This window comes from Roseateles sp. P5_E1, assembly GCF_054049335.1.
Map to the genome: position 1 here is coordinate 74,120 of NZ_JBFUMN010000002.1, position 26,492 is coordinate 100,611.

The 26,492-nt window shown below is 65.9% G+C and carries 19 protein-coding genes, 1 tRNA gene and 1 pseudogene; 12 read left to right on the plus strand and 9 right to left on the minus strand.

Annotation, left to right across the window (positions count from 1 at the left end; translation table 11 throughout):
• Window positions 1-12: 12 nt before the first annotated feature.
• The 5 genes from ACXJKJ_RS03010 to ACXJKJ_RS03030 all read right to left on the minus strand — a co-directional run bounded on the left by ACXJKJ_RS03010 (window position 13) and on the right by ACXJKJ_RS03030 (window position 10,284).
• The gene (locus ACXJKJ_RS03010; protein ID WP_457389067.1) at window positions 13-2,436 is read right to left on the minus strand and encodes a glycosyl hydrolase 115 family protein; all 2,424 of its coding nucleotides are present in this window, start codon (window positions 2,434-2,436) and stop codon (window positions 13-15) included.
• A 61-nt stretch (window positions 2,437-2,497) separates the two neighbouring features.
• Window positions 2,498-3,484, minus strand: coding sequence for a hypothetical protein (locus ACXJKJ_RS03015; RefSeq protein ID WP_457389068.1), 987 nt, complete (start codon window positions 3,482-3,484; stop codon window positions 2,498-2,500).
• Window positions 3,481-5,313, minus strand: a complete 1,833-nt coding sequence (locus tag ACXJKJ_RS03020) for a rhamnogalacturonan lyase (protein WP_457389069.1) — start codon at window positions 5,311-5,313, stop codon at window positions 3,481-3,483. The genes ACXJKJ_RS03015 and ACXJKJ_RS03020 overlap by 4 nt, the downstream gene beginning before the upstream one ends.
• A gap of 95 nt (window positions 5,314-5,408) precedes the next feature.
• Window positions 5,409-8,555 carry a TonB-dependent receptor gene (locus ACXJKJ_RS03025; RefSeq protein WP_457389070.1) on the minus strand — a complete coding sequence of 1,049 codons (3,147 nt, stop codon included), beginning with the start codon at window positions 8,553-8,555 and terminating at the stop codon, window positions 5,409-5,411.
• A 376-nt stretch (window positions 8,556-8,931) separates the two neighbouring features.
• On the minus strand, window positions 8,932-10,284 hold the full coding sequence (locus ACXJKJ_RS03030) for a hypothetical protein (protein WP_457389071.1): 1,353 nt from the start codon (window positions 10,282-10,284) through the stop codon (window positions 8,932-8,934).
• Window positions 10,285-10,404: 120 nt separating this feature from the next.
• Between ACXJKJ_RS03030 and ACXJKJ_RS03035 the strand changes: the two genes are divergently transcribed.
• The gene (locus ACXJKJ_RS03035) at window positions 10,405-12,051 is read left to right on the plus strand and encodes a rhamnogalacturonan acetylesterase (protein ID WP_457389072.1); all 1,647 of its coding nucleotides are present in this window, start codon (window positions 10,405-10,407) and stop codon (window positions 12,049-12,051) included.
• Between the two features lie 54 nt (window positions 12,052-12,105).
• Window positions 12,106-12,182: transfer RNA gene (locus ACXJKJ_RS03040), tRNA-Met, on the plus strand.
• A 202-nt stretch (window positions 12,183-12,384) separates the two neighbouring features.
• On the opposite strand, the pseudogene ACXJKJ_RS03045 reads toward ACXJKJ_RS03040, so the two are convergent.
• A pseudogene (locus ACXJKJ_RS03045) lies at window positions 12,385-13,485 on the minus strand (IS3 family transposase).
• Window positions 13,486-14,163: 678 nt separating this feature from the next.
• Between ACXJKJ_RS03045 and ACXJKJ_RS03050 the strand changes: the two are divergent.
• Both ACXJKJ_RS03050 and pepA read left to right on the plus strand, forming a co-directional pair.
• Window positions 14,164-14,976: a class I SAM-dependent methyltransferase gene (locus ACXJKJ_RS03050; protein ID WP_457389073.1), complete on the plus strand. Its 813-nt coding sequence runs from the start codon at window positions 14,164-14,166 to the stop codon at window positions 14,974-14,976.
• Between the two features lie 343 nt (window positions 14,977-15,319).
• On the plus strand, window positions 15,320-16,114 hold the full coding sequence (gene pepA / locus ACXJKJ_RS03055; protein ID WP_457389074.1) for a flocculation-associated PEP-CTERM protein PepA: 795 nt from the start codon (window positions 15,320-15,322) through the stop codon (window positions 16,112-16,114).
• Between the two features lie 29 nt (window positions 16,115-16,143).
• On the opposite strand, the gene ACXJKJ_RS03060 is transcribed toward pepA, so the two are convergent.
• Window positions 16,144-16,965, minus strand: a complete 822-nt coding sequence (locus ACXJKJ_RS03060) for a Crp/Fnr family transcriptional regulator (RefSeq protein WP_200955330.1) — start codon at window positions 16,963-16,965, stop codon at window positions 16,144-16,146.
• Window positions 16,966-17,278: 313 nt separating this feature from the next.
• Between ACXJKJ_RS03060 and ACXJKJ_RS03065 the strand changes: the two genes are divergently transcribed.
• Together ACXJKJ_RS03065 and miaB are read left to right on the plus strand one after the other, a co-directional pair.
• Entirely contained in the window at window positions 17,279-17,656 is a 378-nt protein-coding gene (locus ACXJKJ_RS03065) for a hypothetical protein (protein ID WP_457389075.1), read from the plus strand.
• Entirely contained in the window at window positions 17,653-19,008 is a 1,356-nt protein-coding gene (miaB, locus tag ACXJKJ_RS03070; protein ID WP_457389076.1) for a tRNA (N6-isopentenyl adenosine(37)-C2)-methylthiotransferase MiaB, read from the plus strand. The genes ACXJKJ_RS03065 and miaB overlap by 4 nt, the downstream gene beginning before the upstream one ends.
• Here the strand turns inward: miaB and ACXJKJ_RS03075 are convergent.
• A complete protein-coding gene (locus ACXJKJ_RS03075) occupies window positions 18,998-19,273 on the minus strand; it encodes a hypothetical protein (RefSeq protein ID WP_457389077.1) in 276 nt (91 codons plus the stop codon). The two genes, miaB and ACXJKJ_RS03075, sit on opposite strands and share 11 nt — an antisense overlap.
• Window positions 19,274-19,328: 55 nt before the next feature.
• On the opposite strand from ACXJKJ_RS03075, the gene hemA reads away from it, so the two are divergent.
• The 6 genes from hemA to ACXJKJ_RS03105 all read left to right on the plus strand — a co-directional run bounded on the left by hemA (window position 19,329) and on the right by ACXJKJ_RS03105 (window position 24,181).
• Window positions 19,329-20,591 carry a glutamyl-tRNA reductase gene (hemA, locus tag ACXJKJ_RS03080; protein ID WP_056203417.1) on the plus strand — a complete coding sequence of 421 codons (1,263 nt, stop codon included), beginning with the start codon at window positions 19,329-19,331 and terminating at the stop codon, window positions 20,589-20,591.
• A gap of 68 nt (window positions 20,592-20,659) precedes the next feature.
• Window positions 20,660-21,745, plus strand: a complete 1,086-nt coding sequence (gene prfA, locus ACXJKJ_RS03085) for a peptide chain release factor 1 (protein ID WP_457323378.1) — start codon at window positions 20,660-20,662, stop codon at window positions 21,743-21,745.
• Window positions 21,742-22,551: a peptide chain release factor N(5)-glutamine methyltransferase gene (gene prmC / locus ACXJKJ_RS03090; protein WP_457389078.1), complete on the plus strand. Its 810-nt coding sequence runs from the start codon at window positions 21,742-21,744 to the stop codon at window positions 22,549-22,551. Before prfA ends, prmC begins: the two co-directional genes overlap by 4 nt.
• Window positions 22,552-22,662: 111 nt before the next feature.
• Window positions 22,663-23,247 carry a hypothetical protein gene (locus tag ACXJKJ_RS03095; RefSeq protein WP_056203407.1) on the plus strand — a complete coding sequence of 195 codons (585 nt, stop codon included), beginning with the start codon at window positions 22,663-22,665 and terminating at the stop codon, window positions 23,245-23,247.
• 56 nt (window positions 23,248-23,303) lie between these two features.
• Window positions 23,304-23,618, plus strand: a complete 315-nt coding sequence (gene grxD / locus ACXJKJ_RS03100; RefSeq protein WP_056203405.1) for a Grx4 family monothiol glutaredoxin — start codon at window positions 23,304-23,306, stop codon at window positions 23,616-23,618.
• Window positions 23,618-24,181 carry a UbiX family flavin prenyltransferase gene (locus ACXJKJ_RS03105; RefSeq protein ID WP_457389079.1) on the plus strand — a complete coding sequence of 188 codons (564 nt, stop codon included), beginning with the start codon at window positions 23,618-23,620 and terminating at the stop codon, window positions 24,179-24,181. Before grxD ends, ACXJKJ_RS03105 begins: the two co-directional genes overlap by 1 nt.
• Before the next feature lie 167 nt (window positions 24,182-24,348).
• Here the strand turns inward: ACXJKJ_RS03105 and ACXJKJ_RS03110 are convergent, their stop codons facing one another.
• A complete protein-coding gene (locus ACXJKJ_RS03110; protein WP_457389080.1) occupies window positions 24,349-26,487 on the minus strand; it encodes a M3 family metallopeptidase in 2,139 nt (712 codons plus the stop codon).
• Window positions 26,488-26,492: the final 5 nt, after the last annotated feature.

The window sequence follows — 26,492 nt, forward strand, 5'->3', positions numbered from 1 at the left end:
TCTGGCTTGCGGTCAGGGACGGCAGGCGCCGGGTTCCAGGTCGGCGCCGTCAAACATCAGGTCGCGCTGGCCGGCCTTGAGCTGCAAATGCAAGGGGCCTGCGGCGCGCTCGGGCAGTGTCAGCGTGGCGGTGATGCGGTTGGCCAGCACGCCCTGCCCCCAGGCGACGTCTTGTAGGCCACGCGGCCAGCGCAGCGCGTGGATCTGGCCGTCGAAAAGTACATCGGCCTGCCAGGGCTCCCCGGTGGCGAGCGGATAGGTCGGCAGCAAGTGGACGCGCAGGCAGGCCGCGTCGCTCGCCGGCGCCTGCAGCGTCAACAGCGCGCCGGGCTGTTGGGCGACGAGCACGCCATCGCCGCGGCCCAGGCCGAGCACAAGGCGCCAGCCTTCGGCGGCGGTGACGCGCAGCAGCGGCGCGATGGGCTCGACGAGCGGCAACGGGGCGAGATCGGCCGATGCGCGCGCCAGGTCCCGTAGCGCGWCTGGCGCGCTGCCACCGAGTCCCGCCGCCGGCAGCAGCGGCGCCTGCTGGCGGTAGCTGGTCCACAGGCCATCAGCCGGCTCCTCGGCCAGGATGCCGGCCCAGCGGCCCGCGTTGTAGCGCGCGGTCAAGGCCTTGAGGCGCTGATCGGCGCGCACGGCCTGGGCGGCGAAGCGGCGGGCACCAGCGGGATCGCGCTCCATCGTCGCCGCGTAGCGCTCCAACGCGAAGAAGCGCTCGTTGGCCAGGGCCGAAGCGCGCAGCGGGTATTCGACCAGTTGGAAGAAACCGTCGCGCTGCGCGGCGGCGATCCGAGGGCGCACGGCGTCCAGGCGGGCAAGCAGCTGGGCGAAGCGATCCAGGCGCTCGTCGATGACGGCGGGCGCCAGGCCACTGCGCTTCACGCGTTCACCGGGCAGGTGATATTGCAGATGCTCGGGGCGGCGCTCGAAGTTGAGGCGGTAGTAGCCGTCCCAAATCGCGGCGATCTCGGCGGCGATGCCAGCAACGCCGAAGAGCCGCTGCGCCAGCTCACGAAGGTAGGCCTGCTGGCCCTGCGCCCGCACGGCGGCCGGGTTCCAGGCCAGGTCGAACCAGTGGCTGAGGTTGACCTCGTGCGGCTTGATGTCGCCGGCGTTGGCGATCCACAGCCGCTGCGCGCCGGCATCGAAGGCGCGGCCCATTTCTTCGGCGACGAGTGCGGGCGGCGTGGTGGACAGCCACAGATAGGACAGCGGCGCGCCGAGATAACTTAGGTGGTAGTACACGCCCGAGCCGCCTGAGCGCTTGGTCTGCTCCGCGTCGGGGAACTGGCGGATGTAGCCGAAGTTGTCGTCGGGCCAGACCAGCGTCACGTCGTCGGGCAGGGCCAGCCCGGGCAGCAAAGGCAGCACTTCCTTGTAGGGCACGAAGACCTGGGGCAGCGTCACCGGGTCGCCTACGTGCTTTGCCAGCAGCTCTCGTTGGTCGGCCAGCAAGCGGTTCAGCAGCGCCTGCTTCTCGGCCACCGTGCCGCCGCCCTGCATACCAGAGTCGTGGATGCCGCGCATGCCCAGCGTGTAGAGGTTGTCGAAGCGGCCATTCGTCTTCAGCCGCTCGGCCCAGTAGTCGCGCACCTGTTCGGGATGAGTTGCGTAGTTGTACTGCTCGGCCGGCGCCTTCCACTCGGCGACGTTGTTGCGCAGCATCGGCTCCGCGTGGGATGAGCCCATGACGATGCCATAGCGCTGCGCGAGCTCGGCATTGCGCGGATCGGCGTTGAAGGCGCCCGAGACTTGGTGCATGGCCGGCCACAGCGTGTTGGCCTTCAGGCGCAGCAGCAGGCGGAAGACCTGCTCGTAGGTGCGCGGGCCAATCGTGCGGGCCTCGGGCTCGAAGGTGCGAGAGGCCCAGGGGAAGAGGCCCCAGTCCTCGTCGTTGATGAAGAGGCCGCGGTATTTCACGGCGGGACCGTCGTGCAGTGGCTCAGTCAGGCCGACATGCAATGGCCCGCGCTTGAGCGGCGCGACGTCCGCCCACCAATGCCAGGGCGACACGCCCAGCGCCTGGCTCAGCGTGTAGACGCCGTAGGCGGTGCCGCGGCGGTCGGCGCCGGCGATGACGAGTGCCTGCTTCACGCCGGGCGCGGGGTCGCGCAGCAGCGCAATCTGGAAACATTCCCAGCAACTCTTGAGCTTGCTGAGGTCGAGGCCGGCGGCGTCAATCTGCGCATGCCGGCCGGCCGTGCCGACCCAGATCTGCACGGCGCCCTTGTTGCCAGTCCGCAAGCCGAGGCGCTTGAAGTCTTCCGCCAGGTCTTGCGCAACGAATGCTTCCAGCGGATCAGCGTTCGCGCTGCCAACGATGACGGCGCCATCCAGCGGCAGGCTGGTAGGCGTGGCATGAGTCGAGACGTCCAGCGCCGCATGGACAGTTCCCGCAAAGAACAGGACACAGCCACAGAGCCACAGAGGCACAGAGAAAGTGCGTCTGCCTCCGTGCCTCTGTGCCTCGGTGGCTGTGTTCATGAATGGCCTTTCACCGCGCCTTGAATGCGGAACGCAGGTCCGGCGGCGGCGCGTTGCGGTCCACGGTCAGCCAGCCGTCCTGCAGCTTCATCTCCGCGACCTGGATGACGGTGCGCTGGTGCCAGCGGTCGTCCGTTTTGGCCTGGGGCTCGCCGCTCTGGTGCGTGAAGTAGAAGAGGTAAGCCCGGCCGTCGACAACGGTGACGCCCGGGTGCTGGCCCTTGGCGCGGTCGGTGGGGTGCTCGCCGATGCCGGCCAGCAGTCGCGTGGGCTGCTCCTGCCAGTGCTCGGTGTCGTCGGAGCGCAGCACCAGCAGGCCCTTCCACAGGTCGGCCACCAGCCACCATTTGCCGGCGAACTGGAACACCGTCGGCCCTTCGCCGGGCAGCGGGCTGACCGGGCCGCGCACGGTCCACGTCTTCATGTCGGGGCTGTCAGCCACCGTGAGTTTGCTGCCGGCCTGCTCGTCCTTGAACCACATGCGCCAGCCGCCCTGCGGCGCGCGGATGACGGACGCGTCGATGACCTTGGGCGAGCCCAGCTCCACGCGGCCGGCGCAGGTCCAGCTGCGCAGGTCGGTGCTGGTCAGGTGCTCGATGCGCCGCTCGCCCGTCCAGCTCTTGTGCACGCCGGGCACGATGGTCAACCACAGGTGGTAGGTGCCGTCGAAGTCCTGGATCTCGGGCGCCCACAGCGTGACGCCGGTGCACTCGGCCGGGAACTTGGCCTCGCCCGATGCGCGCCAGTGGTTGCCGTCGTCCGTGGTCGCGATGCCGATGGGCGTGGCGTGCACCCAGGTCACGTCCTTGGGGTCGTCCAGCCGCAGCGTCGCGCGGCGGTTGGTGTAGAACATCTCCCAGCGCTTCAGGCCGCGGTTGAAGACGAGCGACACGTCGGCCGCACCGTCCAGCACCGGGTCGCGGTAGAGCGGCCGCGGCGCAGGTTCCATGCTGACGCAGCCGGCCAGCCCAACAAGCAACAGCGCGACCAGCCTCATGGCGTGGTGATGGGCAGGTAGCGCGGCGGCTTCATCCCGTGGCCGAGGTGGAAGCTGGTGTGCGGCGGCTGGTTGTAGCCGGCGTTCTGCGCGGCCACCTGCACGCGGTATTGCGGGTCGTGCATCAGCGTGACGAGGCGGTACTCAGTCGGCACGGCCGTCGAGAAGACCAGCAGGGCCGTGCTGTCCTCGTTGCGCCAGACGACTTCCTCGCGCCAGTCGCCGAACAGGTCGGCCGACAACACCGGGTTGCCCTTGGTGCCGTTGTTGGACGCCGCACCAAACTTCTTGCCGTTCAGCACGTTCTCGAACTTGAAGCTGGCAGGGTTCCACTTGTCGATGGCGACGTGGTCCAGTGACTCGCGCAGCAGGTCGCCGTCCCACCAGATGGCGAAGTTGTAGCGGTTGGGGTGCTGCTCGCTGATGAGCTTGCCGCCAGCGCTCATCAGGCCGCCGACAGAGCCCCAGCATTCGGCGCCGGGGTAGGCCGGGTCGATGTCGAAGCAGACACCGCGGCCTACGTCGGTGTTCTTGCCGGACATGCTCCACAGCAGCTTGCCGGTGGCGGCGTCGTGCATCTCCAGCCCATGCTCGCCGTAGCAGCGCGGAGTCTCGTGAACCATGAAAACTTGCTGGCCCTCGCGCGCCGGGTCGAAGGCGCTGACGTGCAGCGCGTCGCCGTGGCACAGGCCGGTGCTGTAGAGCAGCTTGCCGGTGCCGGAGATGGTGGCAGCGCCGTAGATGATGTCGTCCAGGCCGTCGCCGTTGACGTCGGCCACCGAGAACCAATGCGCGCCCTGGCCCGCAGCGGGCGTGCTCGCAGCATCCGCGTCGCTGTCGAACACCCACCGCTGAGTCAGCTTGCCATCGCGCCAGTCCCAGGCGGCCAGCACGGCGCGGGTGTAGTAGCCGCGCGAGAACACCGCGCTGGGGCGCTGGCCATCCAGGTAGGCCACGCCGGCCAGAAAGCGGTCGACGCGATTGCCGTAGGCATCGCCCCAGGCGGCCACGTCACCGCGTGGCGGTGTGTAGTCCGCAGTGGCCATGGCAGCGCCGGTCAAGCCGTTGAACACGGTCAGGAACTCGGGGCCGGCCAGCACATAGCCCGCCTCGTTGCGGTAATCGGCCTTGGCGTCGCCAATCACCTTGCCCGCACCATCCACCGTGCCATCGGCCGTCTTCATCATGAGCTCGGCCTTGCCGTCACCATCGAAGTCGTAGGCGAGGAAGCTGGTGTAGTGGGCGCCGGCGCGGATGTTGGGCCCGAGGTCGATGCGCCACAGCCGCGTGCCGTCGAGCTTGTAGGCGTCCAGCAGCGTGTGGCCTGTGTGGCCCTTGTGCGAGTTGTCATGCGCGTTGGTAGGCTGCCATTTCACGACGAGTTCGTATTGGCCGTCGCCGTCGAGGTCGGCCGCTGCGCCGTCGTTGGCCTCGTAGCGGTAGGCCAAGCCGTCGGGCGTCACGCCGCCTTCGGGCTTTTGCAGCGGCACGCGCAGATAGGGCTGGCTCCACGGCGCGGTGGCGGCGGACGCAGGCTGCTCCTGGCCGCCCACAACGGCGCGCACGGTATAGAGGCTGTCGCTGCGGCCTTGTGCATCGACCAGGTTGGTCAGCGCCTGAGGCTCGTGGGTGACGCGCTGGCCGTCGCGGTAGACGTTGAAACGCACGCCGGCCGGCTCGGTGCCCAACAGGCGCCAGCTGACGAACACGCCGGACGAAGTCGTCAACGCAACGACGCCGCGATCAAGCCTCTCCATCTGCCTGGGCTGTGCTTGAGCTGCGCCGGCCAACAACAGGCAGCAGACGAGGAGATGGCGCAGAAGACTCATGGTGGCGGTCAAAAAAAGCGGCCCCAGCGGAGGCGGGGGCCGGTGCGCGATCAGCGCAACACAGAGGCCATGCCGGCCCGGGAGTCCAATTCAGGTCAGAGCTTGTAGCCCAGTGTGACGTAGTAGCGGCGGCCCGACCAGGCCAGCTCGTTGGGCCGGCCCAGGTCGCCGGCATAGGTCAGCTCGGCCTGGTTGGTCAGGTTCTTGGCTTCCAGAGCCAGCGTGAAGTTCTTCGTCGCCTTCCACTGGATCTTGGCGTCCAGGTAGCCGGTCTTGTCGCTGAAGTTGGGATTGCCCGACACGTCGTTGCCGCCGGTGTAGTACTTGTCGCGATAAGCGTAGGCCAGGCGCGCGTTGAAGTTGCCGTCGTCGTACCACAGGCCCAGGTTGTAGGAATTCTTCGACATGCCTGGGTAAGGCAGAACCGAGTTGTCCAGCGGGCTGATGAGTTCGTTGCCCTTGGCGTAGCTGAACGCCATGCGCGTGTAGTTGGCATCCACGCCGAAGTTGCCCAGCCAGCCCGGCAGGAAGGACAAGGCCGTGCGGCCCGCCAGCTCGATGCCCTGCGTCTTGGCACCCTCGCCGTTGACGGCCTGGGTCACGTCGAACAGCCGACCGTCGCCGTAGAAGTTCACGCTCGGCCGGTAGACGCCGGTACGCACATAGGTGCCGATCTCGGTGCGGAAGGTGGCCAGGCTGACCTGCGTGTCGCGGCTGGGGTAGTACTCCAGGCTCAGGTCGTACTTGGTGGCGCGGTAGGGCTTGAGGTCGGGGTTGCCGGCCGTGCAGTCGTCGGTGCCGTCGCCGCCAGGGCGCGCGGGGCTACCACTGCCGGTCGTGCAGGTGACGTTGGGCGCCAGCAGGTCGATCGCCGGACGCGCCATCACCTTGGCCGCACCGCCGCGCACCAACAGCTTGCCGTTAAGCAACTGCAGCGTGGCGTTCAGGCTGGGCAGCACGTCGTTATAGCTGTTGCTGAGCGACACCACCTTGTTGCTGTTCACAAGGACTGAGCAGGTCGACACAGCGGCCGGATCGCAGGTGCGATCCACCTGCAAGCCGGTCGATGTAACGTCGGTGCGGGTGTAGCGAACGCCGACATTGCCGTCCAGCGGCAGGCCGAAAATCTCGGTACCCCAATCCAGCCGGGCATAGCCCGACTTGATCTTCTCGGTGATGTCGAAGGCCGGGATCTGCGGATAGGTTTTGCCGTCGCTGCCGGGCGTCTCGTACAGGTACTTGTGGGAGAAATCGCTGGTATCGAAGATGTTCGATGCCACCGTGGCCGCGTAGCTCGGGGCCGTCCAGTTGGTGGGAACGCCAGAGACGTCGCCATAGCCGCCCATGAAGGTGCCGGGCGACTTCGTGCGGATCGTGTTGACGACCTCCTGCATGCGCGCGCCGGTCACATAAGACGTCTTGAAGCCGCTGTTGATGAAGGTCTGCGCGTCGTTCGGGCGTTGTGCCGCGCCGGTGTAGAGCGGGTCCCAGATGAGGGTCTGGTTGACGTTGGCCGTGCGGGCGTTGATGTCCACCGCCTCGTTGGTGGCGGCGAGGCTGCCGTTGTTCTGCACCAGGTAGCCGCCGCCGTTGTACTGGCGCGAGGTGGATTCGCGCATCTGACCGCCGAACCACAGGCTTTGGAAAAAGTTGTGGTCGAAGTTGTACTGGAAGTCCAGCTTGCCCTGGCGCTCAGTGTTCTTCGTGGCCGAGGGGCGGTACTGCAGCTGGGCCTGGACATAGGACGACGCGTTGTCGGGGCTGTAGGCCGTCGGGAAGGTGAACTGCGGCAGGTGGTTGGCGTCGAGCTTGACGACCAGGCCGGGCGCGTTCTGCGTCAGCACGATGTTGTTGCTCTCGCTCTTGTAGTCCGACTTGGAGTCACCCAGCAGGCCTTCGACGCGCCACTTGTCGTTCTTGAACTTGAAGCCCGCGGAGGTGTACTTGGACTTGACGTCCAACGCGAAATCGCGTGCCGACGTGCTGAACGCGCCCTGGCCACCCTGGCCGGCCACGTTCAGGCAGTTGCCCACCGTGAACTGCGTGACGTGGTGGTTCTCCACCGTCATGCCGGCCGGCGTGGCGGCCGCCGGCGCGGCCACGCAGGTGCCTCCCGACGGAACGCCGGTGGCCGAGTAGACGGGCGCATTGCCCGCCGAGTTCAGCCGCGTCACCGCCGAGAAGTCGGTGCCGTAGTTCATGTCGTTGAGCCGCTGCGCCTGCGTGTTGGCCTGGTAGCTCACGTAGGCGTCCAGTTCCTTGGTGAACTGGTATTGAGCGGTCAGTTCGGCGGAGCTGCGCTCGTGGTCGCGGGTCCAGATGCCGTAGCGCGAGATGCGCGGCGAGTAGTCGAACCACTGGCTCCGGCAGGGCGCCTGGTCGGCGGCGGCCAGGCTGTTGCAGCCGGCCGAAGTGGTGACTGCCGCGGCGTTGGCGTTCAGGCTGGTGAGGGTCTTGTCGGCCGAGAAGTCCCAGTCGCGCAGGAAGGCCCAGGACGTGTTGCGGGAGAAGTCACCGCGCGTGTAGATCTTGTCGTAAACGAGGTTGGCCATCAGGCCCAGCTTGCCGTCCAGGAACTTGTCGGCCAGCAGCAGCGTGCCGCGTGGCTGCGTGCCGCCGCGCAGGCTGCCCTGCTCGGCCGACAGCGTGCCGGCGATGGTGCGCTTGGTGAAGTCCAGCGGCTTGCGCGTCGTGATGCGCACCGTGCCGCCGATGCCGCCTTCGGTCAGGTCGGCGGTGGAGCCCTTGATGACGTCGATGGAGGCGATCAGCTCCGACGCCAGCTCGCGCAGCTCGGCGCCCCGGCCCGCGGTGCCGGCGGTGCCCAGCACCGACATGCCGTTGATCTCGACGCGGTTCAGGTTGGGCTCAACGCCGCGGATGGAGACCTGCGAGCCTTCGCCGAACGAGCGCGACAGCTGCACGCCGGTGATGCGCGACAGCGCCTCACCGACGTTCTTGTCCGGGAACTGGTCGATGTCTTCCGCAACGATGCTGTCGCTGACGGTGGAGGCGTTGCGCTTGCGGTCGATGGCGCTCTGGATGGAGCGGCGGATGCCGGTGACGGTGACCGTGTCGAGTTGCTGGGCCTTGGCCTTGTCGGCGGCCGCAGGTGCCGAAGCGGCATCAGCCGGCGCGGCGGGCTGCTGGGCGTGCGCCTGGCCGGCCAGGGCCGCCGAGATAGCCAGGGCCAGCGGCGTCCAACGCGAAACCGGCGAACCACCGTGAATCTTCTTCAGCATTTTGTCTGTCTCCGAAAATATCAACCGGGGAGAACTCGAAAAGGCTCTCTTTAATGCCCCGAAGACAGTCTAGGGGCCGGTTTTGCGCTGTGTTCACACGCCGGCAAAGAATCACGACCGTGATTGCTTTGACTCCGCAAAAACCCTTGAAAGGCGCAGATTCGCTCAAATTCCTGATTAACCCGGCCCAGCGGCTGAGCGCGCAACGGCCCAATGGCCAGTGATGCGGCCATGCGCCAGCCGCGTGCCGGCAATTTGAGCGTTAGGCAATATGGCGCCCGATTTTCAATATCAACAAACCCGCCCGCGACGGTTTCATTCGAACGAATCGAATATCAATATTTGAATATTGGCGTCGAACCGTCAGCGTACAAGCTCACGGCTTGCGCTCGACCCAAGCCTGGGGTACCGGCACGGTGCAGATATTCATCTCGCGTCCGTCCGCGGCGAGCATGGCGGACTGGATCTGGATCTTCTTGCCGTCCGGGCTGAAGGTCGGGTGCGGGTGGTCGCGCGCCGTCGTCTTGTGGCCGGTGGTCAGCAGGATCATTTCGCGCGTCTTGCGGTCGATCAGGTAGAGGCTGCGGCTGAAGTCGTCGCCAACCGCAAAGCGCCCGTCTGACGAGCCGTGGACATGCCACAAGCCGCTGCCCGAGGGTGTCTGGCCCGCAATCGTCATCTCCCGCGTGCGCAGGTTGACGATGGCCAGGCCCGTCGGCTTCTCGCGCGTGCCGGCATCGCCCCAGGCGGCGTCCTGACCGGGGTTGGCGCCGCCCACGTCGGTGGCGGCCGGCCGGCTCGGATCAACGACGCCGGGAATAGCGCGGTGGCCCATGATGGCCAGCGCCACCTCGTCCTTGCCGATGAAGGCCTCGTGCGTGACCCATTCATACGGCGCTTCCGGGTAGAGCGGCCGCAGGCCCGTGCCGTCGCCCTTGACCGTCCAGGTCCGCTGCGGCGACTTGCCGCCCGTCTCCCAGCTGAACACCAGCTCGCCCGGGTTCCAGCTGTTGCTCTGGATGTGGCCGATCTGGAAGGGCACCGAGACGACGTGGCGGATCTCGCCCGTCTGCACGTTGATCTTGCCGATGGCATGCGGGCCGGCGCCCATGCCGCGCGGGCCGAAAGGTGGCTCGATCTTGGTACCGGCGGGCAGCCGCGCGCCGGCGTAGGCCTTGCCCTGGATGCGGAAGTAAAACCACTGGCCGTCGGCGTCGAGCGCGTTGTCGCCGAACGCCTCCAGTTCAGCCGGCAGCGTACCGATGACGCGCTGGTAGCTGCTGGCCGGCTTGATCATGCCGGCGCGGCTGTCGGCGAAGACGCGGTCCAAGTCCACCTCGATGGCCTGCATGGCCTTGGGGGCGCCCTTCCTGTCGGGCCGCAAGAAATAGAGCTTGTTGCCGCCCGACTGCGCAAGGTTGAGCATGCCGTCATAGCCGCCTTCGGTCACCTGCACCATCTCGCCGCTGGCCTCGTTGACGGCGATGGCTTCGCCCTTGACGCGGTTGGAGCGGAACACCAGCCACTGGCCGTCGGCCGTCCACTGCGGATGGCTAGGGTAGATCTTCGAGTCGCCGCGCGGCAGCGTGGTCAGGAAGGTCAGCGGCGTGCCGGTGACGGGGTCAGGAACGACGCGCTTCTCGGACGGGAAGCGCTGGCCGATCTGTGCCCAGGTGGACGCCGTGGCCAACAGCAGGCACAGCAGCAGGGAGGTCTTGCGAAGCGACATGATGGGTGCCCGGTAGAAGTGGCGCGACTCTAGGACTCGCTCTGTTGCGCGATGTTGCTGGGCCTCAATCGCTCAAGAACTTGCGCCGTCCTGGCCCGGCCTGCTCCTAGCATGCGCGCCATGATCCGCACGCTCATCGCCTTGCTCTCACTGTTCGCCTTGCCCCTGACACAGGCCCAGACCTTCACCGCCAGCACCGACCCCGCCCGCGCCCAGGTCAAGCTGCCCGAGCCAGCCAAGCCCGAACTGCCGTCGCTGATCCTCATCGGCGACTCGACGGTGCGCAATGGCCAGGACGACGGCCAGGGCAAGGGAGCCGAAGGTCAGTGGGGCTGGGGCAACCCGATCGCCGCCTACTTCGACGCGAACAAGATCAACGTCGTCAACCGCGCTGTGGGCGGCCTCTCCAGCCGCACCTACCGCAGCAGCGGCCATTGGGACCGCACCAAGCCCTTCATCAAGCGAGGCGACTGGGTGGTCATGCAGTTCGGCCACAACGACGCCAGCCCCGTCAACGACAACAGCCGCGCCCGCGGCGTGTTGCGCGGCACGGGGTCGGAGAAGGAAGACATCGACAACCAGCTGACTGGCAAGCCGGAGACGGTCTACACCTACGGCGCCTATCTGCGCGGCTACATCGCCGAGATCCGCGCGGCCGGCGCCACACCCGTCGTCTGCTCGCCCGTGATCCGCAAGCGCTGGGAGGCTGATGGTGTGAAGGTGACGCGCGCCGGCGGTAATTTCGCGGCTTGGGCCGCCGAGGTGGCCAGGCAGGAGGGCGTGACCTTCATCGACCTCAACGAATGGGGCGCGTTGCGCTATGAGGCGCTCGGCAAGGCCACGGTCGAGAAGCTCTTCCCTGCCGACACGCCGCAGGAGACCGTACACACCAACTGGCTCGGCGCGGCGGTCAACGCGCAGCTCGTCATCGCCGGGCTGATCCAGAACAAGGTGCTGCCGGACGCCTTCTACACCCGTCGCTTCGCGCCCGACGGCTCAGACGACCGGCCCGTCGTCGACGCGCGCAAGGTCAAGGTCGAAGCGCCTCGCGATCCCAAGCTGCCCAGCCTCGTGCTGATTGGCGACTCCACCGTGCGCAGCGGCGGCCAGAACGGCGCCTATGGCTGGGGTGAGCGACTCGCACCCTTCTTCGACACCCAGCGCATCAACATCGTCAACAACGCCATCGGCGGCCGCAGCAGCCGCACCTTCTTCACCGAAGGGCGCTGGGCCTCGGTGCTGGAGCAACTTAAGGCGGGCGACACGCTGCTGATCCAGTTCGGCCACAACGACGGCGCCCGCATCGGCGACCCGGCTGGCAAGAACCGCGGCTCGGTGCTCGGCATCGGCCCGGAGGCGGTCGAGGACACGCGGCCTGACGGCAGCAAGGAGATGGTGCAGAGCTTCGGCTGGTACCTGGCCCGCTACATCAACGATGCGAAGGCCAAGGGAGCCCATGTCGTCGTGCTGTCGCCCATCCCGCACAAGGACCGCTGGCAGACGGGCCAGCCGCGCGACTTCGAGAACTACACCGCCTGGGGCGAGCAGGTGGCACGCGAGAACGGCGCCCAGTTCATCGACCTGACGATGCTGGTGACCGAGGCCTATCGCGTCATCGGTGCCGAGCGCGTCGACGCCTATTTCGCCGACGCCCGCACCCACACCAATGACGCCGGCGCCGTGTTCAACGCCACCCGGGTCGTCGAGGGCCTGAAGCGCCTGCCGGGCAAGCCGCTGCAAGCCTACCTGCGCGAGCCCACGCTGTGATCTTTCGCGACAGCTTGCCAGCCTCCAAAAACTTCGCTTAGAATAGCCGGCTCAGGCGCTTTAGCTCAGTTGGTTAGAGCGATGGAATCATAATCCACAGGTCCGGGGTTCGAGTCCCTGAAGCGCCACCAAAAATAGTCCAAGCGCGAAAGCACTTAGACACGAAAGCCACCCTAGCGGTGGCTTTTCTGCTTTCTAAGCTTCAGTGGCGGCCTATAGCGCTTCTTACGCGCTTCTTACCCCCAAGGCGCCTACGGAGCGCGCCTCTGCCCGCACGTACGGGACGGCCCCACTTCCCCGTACGTACGTCGTCGGGGCGGCGTATTGTGCTGATCAAGTTTTCTCGGACACAGCGATAGGTTGTTTGACTGCCGATTGCTGCTCGAAGGCATTGGGTAGCAGGTTGCCCAGTTTGAGTGCGGGCGCACGCTGTTGTAGAAGTCCACGGTGTAGTCGGCGATGTCGGTCATGGCCTCGGAGTGGTTGGCGCAGGCGCGTTGCCAGACGCGCTCGGTCTTGAGGCTCAGGAAGAAGCGCTCCATCACCGCGTTGTCCCAGCAGTTGCCCTTGCGGCTCATGTGCCGACCAGGCCGTAGCGAGCCAGAAGCCCCTGATGCAGCGCACTGGCGTACTGACTGCCCCGGTCCGAATGCACGATCAGCCCTGGCGCCGGGTGACGTTGCGCGATGGCCAGTTGCAACGCCGCGCAGACCAACTCGGCGTGCATGCTCGGTGCCATCGCCCACCCACGACTTTGCGCGCGTACAGGTCCAGCACTACCGCCAGGTACAGCCAGCCGCTGCGCGTGCGGATGTAGGTGATGCCGCTCACCCAGGCCTGGTTGGGGCCGCTGGGATCAAAGCGCCTCGCCAGCACGTTGTCGGAGACGGGCAACACATGGCCACTGACGGTGGTGTGAATGAACTTGCGCCTCCACAGCGCGTGCAGCCGGTGCTCGCGCATCAGCCGACGCACCGTGTCGCCCCAGCCGCGGACCCTTGGCGCGCAGCGCCGCACACAGCCAGCGGCTGCCGTACACCCGGCCGCTGGCGGCGAACCCTGCCTTGAGTTGCGTGCGGCGGCCCACAGTGATGGCCTTCTTGCTCAACTGCTCGACGAGTCGGTGACTCAGCGCAGTTCCCGGGCGAAGAAGGCCGATGCTTTTTTAGGATGTCGACGTCGCCTCGCAGCTGCTTGTTCTCGGCTTCAAGCTGACGGATGCGCTGCTGCTCTGCGGYGAGCGGCTTGCCGATGCCAGGCCGGCCGGTCGCCTCTTCATCGAGCTGGGCCTGATCTTGCCACCGCCTCATGGCGAGGCTCGCCCAGCTTCATGTCGCGGCAGACCTCGCTCACGCCCAGGCCATGCTCGCGAATCATCTGCACGACCTGCAGCTTGAATGCCGCGTCGAAGTACCTTCGTTGTCTCTTGCTCATGTCCCTCGTCCAGGTGAATTCCACCTATCGAGGTGTCCGTGGAAATTAGACCAGCACAGGTCGATGCGCAGCGGCTATGTAACTAATAACGCTCATGGAGAAACGCAGGCCGATCCGTCGTAATCTCCAGCCGATCACCTTCACAGGGCTGCCTCGGGAAATCTTGGGACAGTCGCTGACGAAACGAATGAGTTGGGCTGAGTAGTGGAACACGATCCGGGAACAGGCGGGGTAATCAGTCAGTACGGCACCGCAGCTCCGACCGGTTCTGGACTTTGGGCGGTCGGTGACCGTGTTATCCAGCTGGCTTCGGCGGTAGGACTGCCTAAGGCATGGCGCTGCACTGTGGCCGGAAATCCTGGCACTGGGTCGTCAGAGGGCAACCTTGGAAACGACGGGTGGACGAATATGCCTGAGCACAATTCCGGTTAGGCGCATTCAGATGTCGTAGCGAATGATGTGGGGAGCATCAATACCACCGATCGCGGCGAGCAAAGAGCTAGTTAGTTGTAAGCCATGGCGGCAGCAATGTCGGTGTGCTAGAGGTGCTTCAATTCACCCGCGAGGCGTCTTTTGATAAGTGTGAGGCGAACTCTTGGCTGAAATCATGTCAATGTCACTATGCCAATGTCACTATGCCAATGGTAATTCTTCGCTATGGCAGTTAGGAGAAGCTTGATGGATGACGGAAAATTTGAGCTATATATTTCTGGCAAAAGACTCTACGGAGATGATTTGACGCCTCCGCAGATAATGGATTGGTTCAAAAGCGAGGAAGATGGGTATGCAAATCTTGGCGCAAAGGACAAATCGAACTATCGTTATGAGTATCACGCATTAAATAATGAGCTGTTCTACAAATTTCTCAGAGGGAAGAGATTCAAAGAAGCGCTCGGCATTGGTAGTGCCTACGGCGACGAATTGATTCCGATAGCTGACCGCTTGCAAAGCATAATGATTCTTGAGCCATCCGACGCGTTCGCTATGGACTCGACGATTGGCCAAACACCTACAACCTATGTAAAGCCGAACGTATCTGGGGATTTTCCCTTTGAGAGCAACCGTTTCGACTTAATTACGTGCTTCGGAGTAATGCACCACGTGCCCAATGTTTCGCACGTAATGAAGGAGATTTACCGATGCCTATCTGTCGGCGGCTCTTTCTGTATTCGAGAGCCAATTGTTTCAATGGGCGACTGGAGGAAGCCGAGGGCCGGCCTCACTGCTAACGAGCGGGGAATTCCAATCGACATATTTGATAAGATAATTGACGAGGCTGGTTTCAAGGTCGCGCGCCGGTCTTTTTATGATTTCCGGCCCATCCCAATAATTGCAACAAAAATTGGTGTTGATGCTTACAACAATTATTTCACTGTGAAACTCGACCAATTGGTATGCAACTTGTTGTCATGGCGGACGCCTTATCACCGAACGACGTTCGTGGAGAAACTGCCCCCCGCATCCGTCGCCTACCTTCTCGAAAAAGCGTGACGCTTGGCGGTTGAGGCTCAAGTGCCGCCGTCGTTGCAGACAGTGCAGCATGGCCCCGACGGCCAACGAAGGAGGTCCGCTCCTGCTTGGCGCGTGGGACCAGATCAATGCCTCAAGCATGGCCGCGGAACGGCTTGGTTCCTTCGCTAGAGGAGCTAACAGCCGGGATGCAAGCGCGCTGATGGGGGGGTTTCCTTCATGCCCGAAGTCGTTGAGTCGTTGGCTCAAGGTATTGGGGGTGGTGTTGGGGGGACATGTGTGAGTGCGCGCGCAGACGCCGCTCCATGCGACTGCTGTACTGCCGCACGCCCGCATGGTGTGGGCGGTCCAGCAAGGAGTTCGCATGATGCTCAACCCCAGCAAGTCGCGGTTTCCAATCCTGCACGGCGCCTCGGTCGCCATCGCGCTGATGACGGTCTGTGCCGCCGCTTCCGCGGCCCTGCCTTCGTTCACCCTCGACCCCGCCGCGGTCGGGCTGAACGGCGCGTCGCTCACGGCCGACAACATCCTGATCTCGGACTATTCCACCGTCACCATCGACGCACTGGGCAACTTCACCGAGACCGGCTATCTGCCCGTCACCGGCTTCCAGCTCGGCGGCAACGCCCTCACACCCACCGGCTTGAACACCGACTACGGGCTGTATCTCGCCTTCACCGGTACCGGCACGACGACGACGAACGATCCGACCACGACGTTCAATTTCGGCAACTTCACGACCTTGACCTACACGCTGTACGGCTACAACGGCACAGCGACCTTCGGCTTCAGCGGCAACACGCCCACCGAAACAGCCAGCGGTGAAATGGCACTGGCCAGCGGCACCTTGATCTCGGGCAGCGTGCTGACGGTGCCGACTGGCGGCGGCACCTTCAGCCCCTCGGCCAACGCCATGCTGACGGTGGCGCTGAACCAGCCGACGTTCTTCTCACCCGATCCCTTCTATTCGGTCGCGCTGACGGCCTTCTCCAACACGCCGTCACAGGTCGAGCCGTTCGCGGGCGGCTTCCGCATTCGCCAGGGCGGCGGATCGCTGAACTTTGCGCCGGTGCCCGAGCCGAGCAGCACCGCCATGCTGTTGGGCGGTCTTGCTGCCGCAGGCTTCCTCGGCTACCGTCGCCAGCGCAAGCAGGGCTGACGCAAGGGACGCCGGGGCCGGCCCCGGCGTCAGTAGACCGGGCGGGGCCGCAGCAAGCGCTCAAACTCGCGGTGGATGGTGTGATAGCAGTCGCAGGTGCGCGTCTCTAGTCCGCTGCGATTCAGTACCGTGATATGGCCCCGTGCATAGCGGATATAGCCCCCCTGCTGCAGCCGAGCCGCGGCCAGCGTGACGCTCTCGCGCCGCACACCCAGCATGCCGGCCATGGACTCCTGGGTCATGGTCAGCTCATCGGACTGCTGGCGGTCCATCCGCAGCAGGATGAGGCGCGCGAGCTGCTGCTCCAGGCCATGATGCCGGCTGCATAAGGCGGTCTGCATGATCTCGGCGACCAGGGCCTGCGAATAGGCCAGCAGCAGCCGGCGTACCGTGGCGTGGCGCGCGAACTCCTCGGCCACGGCAGAGGCACGCAGGCGCAGCGCCTTGCCCGGCATGTGCACCACGGCGCGGCTGCGCGTGTAGTTGCCATCGATCAGCGGCAGACCCACGACACCTTCGCGGCCAACGGTCGCCACTTCGGCGCAGGCGCCCGCGCGATCAGGCACCGAGAGCGACGCCAGCGCGGTGATCGGAAAGTACACCCACTGGATGAAGGCAGACGCTTCGTGAAGCATCTGGCCGGGGCGCAGGTAGACCCATTCCGCTTGCGCCAGCCACCTCTGGCGGTGCTCCGGCAGCAACGCTGCCAACAGTCGGTTGTATCGCCAGTCGCCCGCGTACGCCGCTCCGCGCCGGATACCTTCCTCCACGTCGTCCTGCAGCCAGGCTCGGGCGTGAACTCCCGCGGTCGAGCTCTCATCGGCGGCATGGAGGGTGGGTAAATCTTTCATGTTCAAGCCGTGTATGCGCTCTGGGCGCGGTGGACGGAAGACCTGCCAATATTTCAATCGGCAAAGACCGTTCCCGCGTCAAGGCAGCGGCAAGGATTTCCTGCCCGTCTTTGCACCGAAGGGATGCCGACGCGGCCAGCTTGAAAAATTTGCCGAATCCTTTCCATGCCGGGGACTGCCGCGCATGAGCCGCCACCAAGCTCAACCGGTCCCGTCGCTACAATGGCGGGCGCTTGGCTCGTCATGCCGAGCCCGACGGCTCGGGACACTCCCGGGTCGTTTTCATTTCCACCGCAGCCACTGGACACATACCATGTACCGCTGTGCACTCCCGCTGGCGCTGGCCGTCAGCTGTCTGGCCGCCCAGGCCCAGACGCACCGCTTCTTCACGCCTCAGACCCTGCGTGGCGAACTCGTCGTCACCCAGCACCCTGACGTGCTGTTGAACGGCAAGTACGCGCGCCTCGCACCCGGCAGCCGCATCAAAGGCGACACCAATCTGCTGGTGCAGCCAGGCGCCATCACCGGCCAGAAGTTCATCGTGCACTACACGGTCGAGAGCAGCGGCTTGATCATGGACGTCTGGCTGCTGAACCCGGCCGAGATCGCCAACAAACCCTGGCCGACGACGCCGGCCGAGTCGGCAACCTGGCAGTTCAACCCGGGCAACCAGACCTGGAGCAAGCCATGAGCGAGGTCGTGACAAAAAAGGTCTTCATCAAGACCTTCGGCTGCCAGATGAACGAGTACGACTCGGACAAGATGGCCGACGTGCTGGGCGCCGCCCAAGGCTACGAACCGACGACCGATGTCGAGCAGGCCGACCTCATCCTCTTCAACACCTGCTCGGTGCGTGAAAAAGCGCAGGAGAAGGTCTTCAGCGACCTCGGCCGCGTGAAGCACCTGAAGGCCAAGGGCGTCATGATCGGCGTCGGCGGCTGCGTCGCCTCGCAGGAAGGCGCGGCCATCATCGAGCGTGCACCCTACGTSGACATSGTGTTCGGCCCGCAGACCCTGCACCGCCTGCCCGCCATGCTGGATGCCCGCCGCGAACAGCGCCGCCCGCAGGTGGACATCTCCTTCCCCGAGATCGAGAAGTTCGACCACCTGCCGCCGGCCAAGGTCGAGGGTGCCTCGGCCTTCGTCTCCATCATGGAAGGCTGCTCCAAGTACTGCAGCTACTGCGTGGTGCCCTACACCCGCGGCGAGGAGGTCTCGCGCCCGTTTGACGACGTGCTGACCGAGATCGCCGGCCTGGCTGACCAGGGCGTCATGGAGATCAACCTGCTGGGGCAGAACGTCAACGCCTACCGCGGCAAGATGGGCGATACGCCTGAGTTCGCCGACCTGGCCCTGCTGCTGGAATACGCCGCCGAGATCCCCGGCATCCGCCGCCTGCGCTTCACGACCAGCCACCCTAACGAGTTCAGCCCCCGCCTCATCGAGGCCTACGGCAAGATCCCGCAACTCGTGAACCACCTGCACCTGCCCGTCCAGCATGGCAGCGACCGCATCCTGATGGCGATGAAGCGCGGCTACACGGCGCTGGAGTTCAAGAGCATCGTGCGCAAGCTGCGCGCCATCCGCCCGGACCTGCGCCTGGCCAGCGACTTCATCGTCGGCTTCCCCGGCGAGACGGACGAAGACCACGCCAAGCTGATGAAGCTGGTGCACGACGTCGGCTTCGACGCCTCGTTCAGCTTCATCTTCAGCCCCCGCCCCGGCACGCCGGCCGCGGCGCTGGAGGACACGACACCCTACGAGGTCAAGGTCAAGCGCCTGCAGGAGCTGCAAGCGGCCATCGAGGCGCATGCCATCACCATCTCGCAAGGCATGGTGGGCAAGGTCGAGAAGGTGCTTGTCACCGGCAATGCGCGCAAGGACGTCTCGGAGCTGATGGGCCGCACCGAGTGCAACCGCATCGTCAACTTCCCCGGCTCGCCGCGGCTGATGAACCAGTTGGTCGATGTACGCATCACGACGGCCTTTGCGCACTCTTTGCGCGGCGAGGTCGTGACGACGGAAGACGTGCTTAGCGCTTGAAACTCAGCAGCCACCACTGCGGCAAGGCCACGCCAAGCACCAGCAAGGCATAGCCCGCCATGCGGCCATCGCGGCCCAGCAGGATCAATGTGGCGATGGTGGCCGCCGTGCCGCCCGCCGCTCCCCAGGCCCACAACCTTTGCCAGCCCAGAGGCTTCGCCACCCGCCGCCACAGGCCCTTGATCGCCAACGCCAGTAGCGCCGCCAGCCCCCAGGCTGGGGCAAAGAGATTCGCGATGTGCCAAAAGGCGTCAAGTGGGCTCATTCGGGCTTGACCGATGTCAGATGCGGAAAAGCCGCGAATCCTACAATTCACGCCCATGTCCGTCTTTGCTCTCGGCCTGAACCACAACACCGCCCCGCTCGATCTGCGCGGGCGGTTTGCATTCACGCTCGAGCAGCTCGCCCCTTCACTGACCGGCCTGCGCCAGAAGCTGTCCGGCACGCCCGAGGCGGCCATCCTGTCGACCTGCAACCGCACCGAGGTCTATGTGGCCGCACCGTCAGCCCTGGTGCAACCCGCCATCGCCTGGCTGGCCGATGCCGGCGGCGTGCAGGCCGGCGCCTTGCGCGAGCATGCCTATGTGATGCAGGGAAGCGATGCCGCTCGCCATGCTTTCCGCGTCGCGGCTGGCCTGGACTCCATGGTGCTGGGCGAGCCACAGATCCTGGGCCAGATGAAGCAGGCCGTGCGTGAAGCCGAGAACGCCGGCGCCCTGGGCACGACGCTGCACCAGCTCTTCCAGCGCAGCTTCTCGGTGGCCAAGGAGGTGCGCAGCTCCACCGAGATCGGCGCCCACTCCATCAGCATGGCCGCTGCTGCCGTGCGGCTGGCCGGCCAGCTCTTTGAGGACCTGGCCAAGACACGGGTCCTCTTCGTCGGCGCCGGCGAGATGATCGAGCTGACCGCGACTCACTTCGCGGCCAAGACGCCGCGCCAGATGGCCGTGGCCAATCGCACGCTGGAACGCGGCGAGAAGCTCGCCACCCATTTCGGCGCCGAGGCCATGCGCCTGGCCGACCTGCCTGAGCGCCTGCACGAGTTCGACATCGTCGTCTCCTGCACGGCCTCCAGCCTGCCGCTGATCGGCCTGGGCGCCGTCGAGCGGGCGTTGAAGAAACGCAAGCACCGCCCGATGTTCATGGTCGACCTGGCCGTGCCGCGCGACATCGAGCCCGAGGTCGCCCAGCTGGACGACGTCTATCTCTATACGGTCGACGAGCTCGCCGCCCAGGTGCAGACCGCCGGCGAGAAACGCCAGGCCGCCGTGGCCCAGGCCGAGGCCATCGTCGAGACCGGCGTGCAGAGCTTCATGCACTGGCTGGACCAGCGCCACACCGTGCCTCTGATCCAGGCTCTGCATGCCCAGGCCGACGACTGGCGGGCGCTGGAGATCGCCCGCGCCCGCAAGCTGCTGGCCAAGGGCGCGGACGTGGACGAGGTGCTGGATGCGCTGTCCAAGGGCATCACGCAGAAGCTGCTTCACGGCACGCTGGCCGAACTGCATGCCAGCGACGGCGAGCAACGCCTGCAGTTGGCCCAGACGGTGTCGCGCCTCTTCCTGCGCGGCAAGCAGTCTTAGCGGCGCTCTCAAGCCGCCGCTCGGTGCATCGCTTGCGCCGCCCCTGACTGCATTCCCGTTCCGTGCCCATGAAAGACTCCCTGCGCCAGCAGTTCGACCGCCTCGGCTTCCGCCTCGCCGAGCTCGACACCATCCTTGCCGACGGCAGCGTCGCCTCGGACATGAAGCGCTACCGCGCGCTGACCAAGGAGCAGGCCGAGGTGTCTGGCCTGGTCGAGCGCTACCGGCGCTATCTGCAACACGAGGCCGATCTCGCCGCGGCACGCGACATGCTGGCGGACGCTGAGATGGCGGAGATGGCCCGCGAGGAAATTGCGTCCAACGAGACAGCACTGACGTCGCTCGACGCAGAGTTGCAACTCGCGCTGATCCCCAAGGATCCGGACGACGAGCGCAACGCCTTCCTCGAAATCCGCGCCGGCGCCGGTGGCGACGAGGCGGCCCTGTTCGCCGGCGACCTGGCGCGCATGTATCTGCGCTTCGCCGAAGGCCAGGGCTGGCGCACCGAAATCCTGTCCGAGAACATCTCCGACCTCGGCGGCTACAAGGAACTGGTCGTGCGCGTCGAGGGCGATGCCGTCTACGGTCGTCTCAAGTTCGAATCCGGCGGCCACCGCGTGCAGCGCGTGCCGGCGACCGAAACCCAGGGCCGCATTCACACCAGCGCCTGCACGATCGCCGTGATGCCCGAGCCCGACGAGGCCGAGGTCATCACGCTGAACCCGGCCGACCTGCGCATCGACACTTTCCGTGCCAGCGGCGCCGGTGGCCAGCACATCAACAAGACCGATTCCGCTGTACGCGTCGTCCATCTGCCCACCGGCATCGTGGCCGAATGCCAGGACGGCCGCAGCCAGCACAGCAACAAGGCCAAGGCGCTGCAGGTGCTGCAGGCACGCATCCAGGAGAAGGAACGCAGCGAGCGCGCCGCCAAGGAGGCCGCCACGCGCAAGGGGCTGATCGGCAGCGGCGACCGCAGCGACCGCATCCGCACCTACAACTTCCCCCAGGGCCGCCTGACCGACCACCGCATCAACCTGACCCTCTACAAGCTGGGCCAGATCATGGACGGCGACCTCGGCGACGTCATCCAGGGCCTGCAGGCGGCGCAGGCGGCCGAGCAGTTGGCTCAGCTCGAAGAAGGCCGGGCGTGACAGTCGATGAGGCGCTCGCCCTCGCCCGCCAGCTCGGTGTCGAGCGCGGCGATGTGCAGACGCTGCTCGGCCACCTGACCGGCCAGGGCCGCGCCTGGCTTGTCACCCACGGCGACGCACTCGCACCCGGCGCCGAAGCCGCGCTGCAAAGGCTGGCCGCCGGTGAACCGCTGGCCCACCTGACCGGCTGGCAGCCCTTCCACGGCCTGATGCTGCAGGTCACGCCGGCCACGCTAATCCCTCGGCCGGACACCGAAACCCTGGTCGACTGGGCGCTGGAACTGCTCGCCGCCCTGCCGGGCCAACCCAGCGTCGCCGACCTCGGCACCGGCAGTGGCGCCATCGCGCTGGCCATCAAGGCCGCCTGCCCGCACGCCCAGGTCACGGCCGTTGACTTCAGCGCCGACGCCTTGGCTGTTGCTCGCGCCAATGGTGAACGCCTGGGTCTGGCCGTTGACTGGCGGCACGGCAACTGGTTCACGCCGCTGGCCGACCGGCGCTTCGACCTCGTCGTCAGCAACCCGCCCTATATCGCCGGCGACGACCCGCATCTGCCAGCCCTGCGCCATGAGCCCATCGCAGCCCTGACGCCCGGAGGTGACGGACTGGCCGACCTGCAAACCCTGATTGATGCTGCACCGCAACACATCAACGATGGCGGCTGGCTGCTGATGGAACACGGCTGGGACCAGGCCGAAGCGGTCGCCGCCCGGCTGGCAGCACGGGGGTTTGCCCAGGCCACGCTGAGGCGCGACCTGGGCGGTCGGCCGCGGGCCAGTGGCGGCTGCTGGCGTGCAACCAGCTGAAAGCTCCCCGAAATGTGTGATGTATTGCTGCCAGTTCTTCATTCCCGTAACTGACTGGCCGGCGTAGTATCAAATCCCGGTGCCACTCGATGCACCGCGCAGGAGACGATCATGGCCCGCCTCGCCAGCGCTGCAGTACTGAGCCTCTCTGTCCTTTGTGCTATCCATGCCGTCTCGGCCCAGGCCGACGACAACGCCAATCCGCGCTGGCAGGCGCGATTGCAGCTGAACAGCATCGACAGCGGCAGCGAGGCGCAGCAGCCCCATCTCGGCGGATCCCGTGTGCTCAGCGCCAACCTGCTTGGCGACTACTACCTCACCAGCTCAGGCTTCTCCAGCCTGCGCGGCGGCCTTCGTGCCACCGGCGGCCTGTTGCTCGGACCGCTGTCCATGTCGCAAAGCAGTGGCGGCCTGGCCCTGGGCAGCGGCCCGGTCTCCGCGGGGCGGCGCAGCCTGTCGCTGAACGGCCCTGACGGTTATTCGCTGGACAACGCCAATCTCTCCTATGTCGGCATCGGCTACACCGGCCGCGTGCACAAGAGCGGCCTGGCCTTCAGCGCCGACTTCGGCCTGATGTCAGGCTCCTATGGCAGCAGCCTGCGCCTGGGCCGCAGCAGCGCCCAGGGCTTCGAGGACGCCATGCGCGATTTGCGCTTCAAGCCCTTGCTGCAATTGGGCTTGGCGTACAGCTACTGACGCTCAACCGGGCGCGTCCCGGATAATTGCCGTTTTGCCTTTTGACGAGAACAGCAATGAGTGACGTTCAGCAACGCATCGACGACCTGGTCAAGTCCAATCGCGTCGTGCTCTTCATGAAGGGCACCGCCCAGTTTCCGATGTGCGGTTTCTCCGGCCGCGCCATCCAGATCCTGAAGGCCGCCGGCGTGACCGATCTCAAGACCTTCAACGTGCTCGAGGACGAGGAAGTGCGCCAGGGCATCAAGGACTACGCCAACTGGCCCACCATCCCCCAGCTCTACGTCAACGGCGAATTCCTCGGCGGCTCGGACATCATGATGGAGATGTACGAGTCGGGTGAGCTGCAGCAGGCATTGACGGCCGCCTGATGACCCAAAGGCTCGTCGTCGGGCTGACGGGCGCAACCGGGGCGGCCTATGCGCTGCGCCTGCTGCGCCGCTCGCGCGAGCTGGGCGTCGAGACCCACCTGATCGCCTCGCCCGCCGGCATCCTCAACGTCCATCACGAACTCGGCCTGGACCGCTCTGCGCTGGAAGCCGAGGCGGACCATGCCTACGCGCCAGGAGACATCGGCGCCTGCATCGCCAGCGGCAGCTTCGCGACCGCCGCCATGATCGTGGCGCCCTGTTCGATGAAGTCGCTCGCGGCGATTGCTCACGGGCTTGGCGACAACCTGCTGACCCGCGCCGCCGACGTCACCTTGAAGGAGCGCCGCCGGTTGATCCTGATGGTGCGCGAGACACCGCTCAACCTGGCCCATTTGCGCAATATGGTCGCGGTGACCGAAATGGGCGGCATCTGCTTCCCGCCGCTGCCGGCCTTCTATCACCGCCCCAAGACGATCGAGGAGATGGTCAACGAGACCGCCGAGCGGGTGCTGGAGCTGGCCGGCGTCGCGGCAGCGCAGCCCAAGTCCTGGGCCGGGCTCTAGGGAAACGCTAAACCAGTCACTCGCGCGCAGCGCATCCCTGCTTTGGGCGSCCTGCGGCGTTTCAAATCCTCGCCATAGCCCGCTATGGCTGTGGTTTGCGCCTTGCAGTCCATCCCAAACCAGGGCGCGCTGCATCACGGGACCGATTCAGCGTTCCCCTGGCCCGCTCAGGGCTTCTGCACCACCAACCCACGCCGCTCCAGCAGCGGCTTGATGTCGGGCTCGTGGCCCACGAGGTGGCGGAACAGCACCATCGCATCCTCGCTGCCACCGCGCGACAGCAGCTTGGCGCGCAGCGCATCACCGTTGGCGCGCTTGAGGCCACCGTTGGCCTTCAGCCATTCGACGGTGTCTGCGTCCAGCACCTCGCTCCAGATGTAGGCGTAGTAACCGGCCGAGTAGCCGCCCATGATGTGGCTGAAGTAAGGCAGGCGGTAGCGCGGCGGCACGGGGCCGAAGTCAATGCCTTCGTCCTTCAGCACCTTGGCCTCGAAGGCCATGATGCCGTCGGCTGCGGGCACTTCGCCGGCCTTGAGCTGGTGCAGGCGCTGGTCGACGATGGCGGCGCTCAGATAAGACAGTGTCGTGTAGCCCTGGTTGAAGCGCTTGGCACGCGCCACCTTGTCGAGCAGTTCACGCGGCATGGCCTCGCCAGTCTGGTAGTGCTTGGCATAGCTGGCCAGCACGCTGGGCCAGTCGGCCCAGACCTCGTTGACCTGCGAGGGATATTCAACGAAGTCGCGCGGCACGCGGCCCAGGCCCGGGTATTGGCCCTTGTTGAACATGCCATGCAGCGCGTGGCCGAACTCGTGGAACAAGGTGTTGACCTCATCCCAGGTCAGCAGCGTCGGCTCACCGGCCGGTGGCTTGGGGATGTTGAGATGGTTGGCAACGACCGGCTGCGTGCCCTCCAGCGCGTTCTGGCTGACGTAGGCGTTCATCCATGCACCGCCGCGTTTGCTGGGTCGGGCGTAGAGGTCGGCGATGAAGATGGCGAGCTGCTTGCCGTTGGTGTCGAAGACGTCGTAGGTGCGCACGTCGTCGCGGTAGACCGGCAGATCGGTGCGGCGCTTGAAGCTGATGCCGTAGAGCTGGTTGGCCGCGAAGAACACGCCGCGCTCCAGCACGCTGGTGAGCTCCAGATAGGGCTTGAGCTGGCTTTCGTCGAAGCCGTACTTGGCGGCACGCAGCTTCTCGGAGTAGTAGCTCCAGTCCCAGGGCTGCAGGGCGAAACTGGGTTGCTTCTTGACGGCCTGGTCGGTATCAATGAGCTTTTGCAGCTCGGCAGCCTCCTGTTTGGCCGACGCCACGGCCGCCGGCCCAAGCTTGCCGAGCATGGCATTGACGGCTTCGGCGGACTTGGCCGTCTCCTCCTCCAGCACATAGGCGGCGGGCGTCGCATAGCCGAGCAGGGCCGCGCGCTCCTGGCGCAACGTCATCACGCGGGACACGATGCCCGTCGTGTCATTGGCATTGCCGCGGCTGCCGCGCGCGACGGATGCGCGGTGCAGGCGCTCGCGCAATGCACGGTTCTGCAGCTCGGTCTCCAGCGGCTGGATGGTGGTGTTCAGCAGCGTCAACAGGTACTTGCCTTCCAGACCCTTCTTCTTGCCGGCTTCGGCCGCGGCGGCCACCTGGGCCGGCGTGAGCCCGGCAAGATCCTCGGCGCTGTCAACGATGAGAGCCGAATCATTGACCTCGGCCAGCACCGCCTTGTTGAAACGCGCGCCCAGCGTCGCCAACTCGGCGTTGATGGCCTTCATGCGCACCTTCTGTTCGTCGCTCAGCTGCGCACCGGCGCGCACCATGTCGCGGCGGTAGCGCTCGATGAGGCGCTTGCCTTCGGCGTTGGGCGCTGCCTTGCCACGCGTCGCGTACAAGGTCTCGATGCGGGCGAACAGCCTGGGGTTGAGCAGCACCGCGTCGCGATGGGCGGCGAGCTTGGCGGCGTAGTCGGTCTGCAACTGCTGGCGGGCGGGGTTGGCGTCCGCACCGATCAGGCTGAACAGCAGCGTGGAGGTGCGGCTCAGCAACCGGCCACTCTTCTCCCACGCGACGATGGTGTTGTCGAAGGTGGGCGCTGCAGGGTTGTCGGCGATGGCCTGGATTTCGGCCAGTTGCTCAGCCATGCCCTTGTCCAGGGCCGGGCCGAAATGCTCGTCGCGTACCTTGTCGAACTGCGGATATTGCAGCGGCAGCGGGCTGGGCGCGAAGAGGGGGTTGTCCGAGGGCTGCTGAGCCCAGCTCAGGCTGGTGGCCAGCAATGTCGTCAGGAGAAGAGGCGCGAAGCGTTTGGCAGCGGGCATGGGTG

What these genes read in the sequence shown, in the direction of transcription:
- ACXJKJ_RS03110 (WP_457389080.1), bottom strand. Translation starts at nt 26,487, where the DNA reads ATGCCCGCTGCCAAACGCTTCGCGCCTCTTCTCCTGACGACATTGCTG.
- ACXJKJ_RS03015 (WP_457389068.1), bottom strand. Translation starts at nt 3,484, where the DNA reads ATGAGGCTGGTCGCGCTGTTGCTTGTTGGGCTGGCCGGCTGCGTCAGC.
- ACXJKJ_RS03105 (WP_457389079.1), top strand. Translation starts at nt 23,618, where the DNA reads ATGACCCAAAGGCTCGTCGTCGGGCTGACGGGCGCAACCGGGGCGGCC.
- ACXJKJ_RS03030 (WP_457389071.1), bottom strand. Translation starts at nt 10,284, where the DNA reads ATGTCGCTTCGCAAGACCTCCCTGCTGCTGTGCCTGCTGTTGGCCACG.
- ACXJKJ_RS03095 (WP_056203407.1), top strand. Translation starts at nt 22,663, where the DNA reads ATGGCCCGCCTCGCCAGCGCTGCAGTACTGAGCCTCTCTGTCCTTTGT.
- ACXJKJ_RS03060 (WP_200955330.1), bottom strand. Translation starts at nt 16,965, where the DNA reads ATGAAAGATTTACCCACCCTCCATGCCGCCGATGAGAGCTCGACCGCG.
- ACXJKJ_RS03035 (WP_457389072.1), top strand. Translation starts at nt 10,405, where the DNA reads ATGATCCGCACGCTCATCGCCTTGCTCTCACTGTTCGCCTTGCCCCTG.
- ACXJKJ_RS03075 (WP_457389077.1), bottom strand. Translation starts at nt 19,273, where the DNA reads ATGAGCCCACTTGACGCCTTTTGGCACATCGCGAATCTCTTTGCCCCA.
- ACXJKJ_RS03020 (WP_457389069.1), bottom strand. Translation starts at nt 5,313, where the DNA reads ATGAGTCTTCTGCGCCATCTCCTCGTCTGCTGCCTGTTGTTGGCCGGC.
- ACXJKJ_RS03025 (WP_457389070.1), bottom strand. Translation starts at nt 8,555, where the DNA reads ATGCTGAAGAAGATTCACGGTGGTTCGCCGGTTTCGCGTTGGACGCCG.
- pepA (WP_457389074.1), top strand. Translation starts at nt 15,320, where the DNA reads ATGATGCTCAACCCCAGCAAGTCGCGGTTTCCAATCCTGCACGGCGCC.
- ACXJKJ_RS03050 (WP_457389073.1), top strand. Translation starts at nt 14,164, where the DNA reads ATGGATGACGGAAAATTTGAGCTATATATTTCTGGCAAAAGACTCTAC.
- ACXJKJ_RS03065 (WP_457389075.1), top strand. Translation starts at nt 17,279, where the DNA reads ATGTACCGCTGTGCACTCCCGCTGGCGCTGGCCGTCAGCTGTCTGGCC.
- prfA (WP_457323378.1), top strand. Translation starts at nt 20,660, where the DNA reads ATGAAAGACTCCCTGCGCCAGCAGTTCGACCGCCTCGGCTTCCGCCTC.
- hemA (WP_056203417.1), top strand. Translation starts at nt 19,329, where the DNA reads ATGTCCGTCTTTGCTCTCGGCCTGAACCACAACACCGCCCCGCTCGAT.
- grxD (WP_056203405.1), top strand. Translation starts at nt 23,304, where the DNA reads ATGAGTGACGTTCAGCAACGCATCGACGACCTGGTCAAGTCCAATCGC.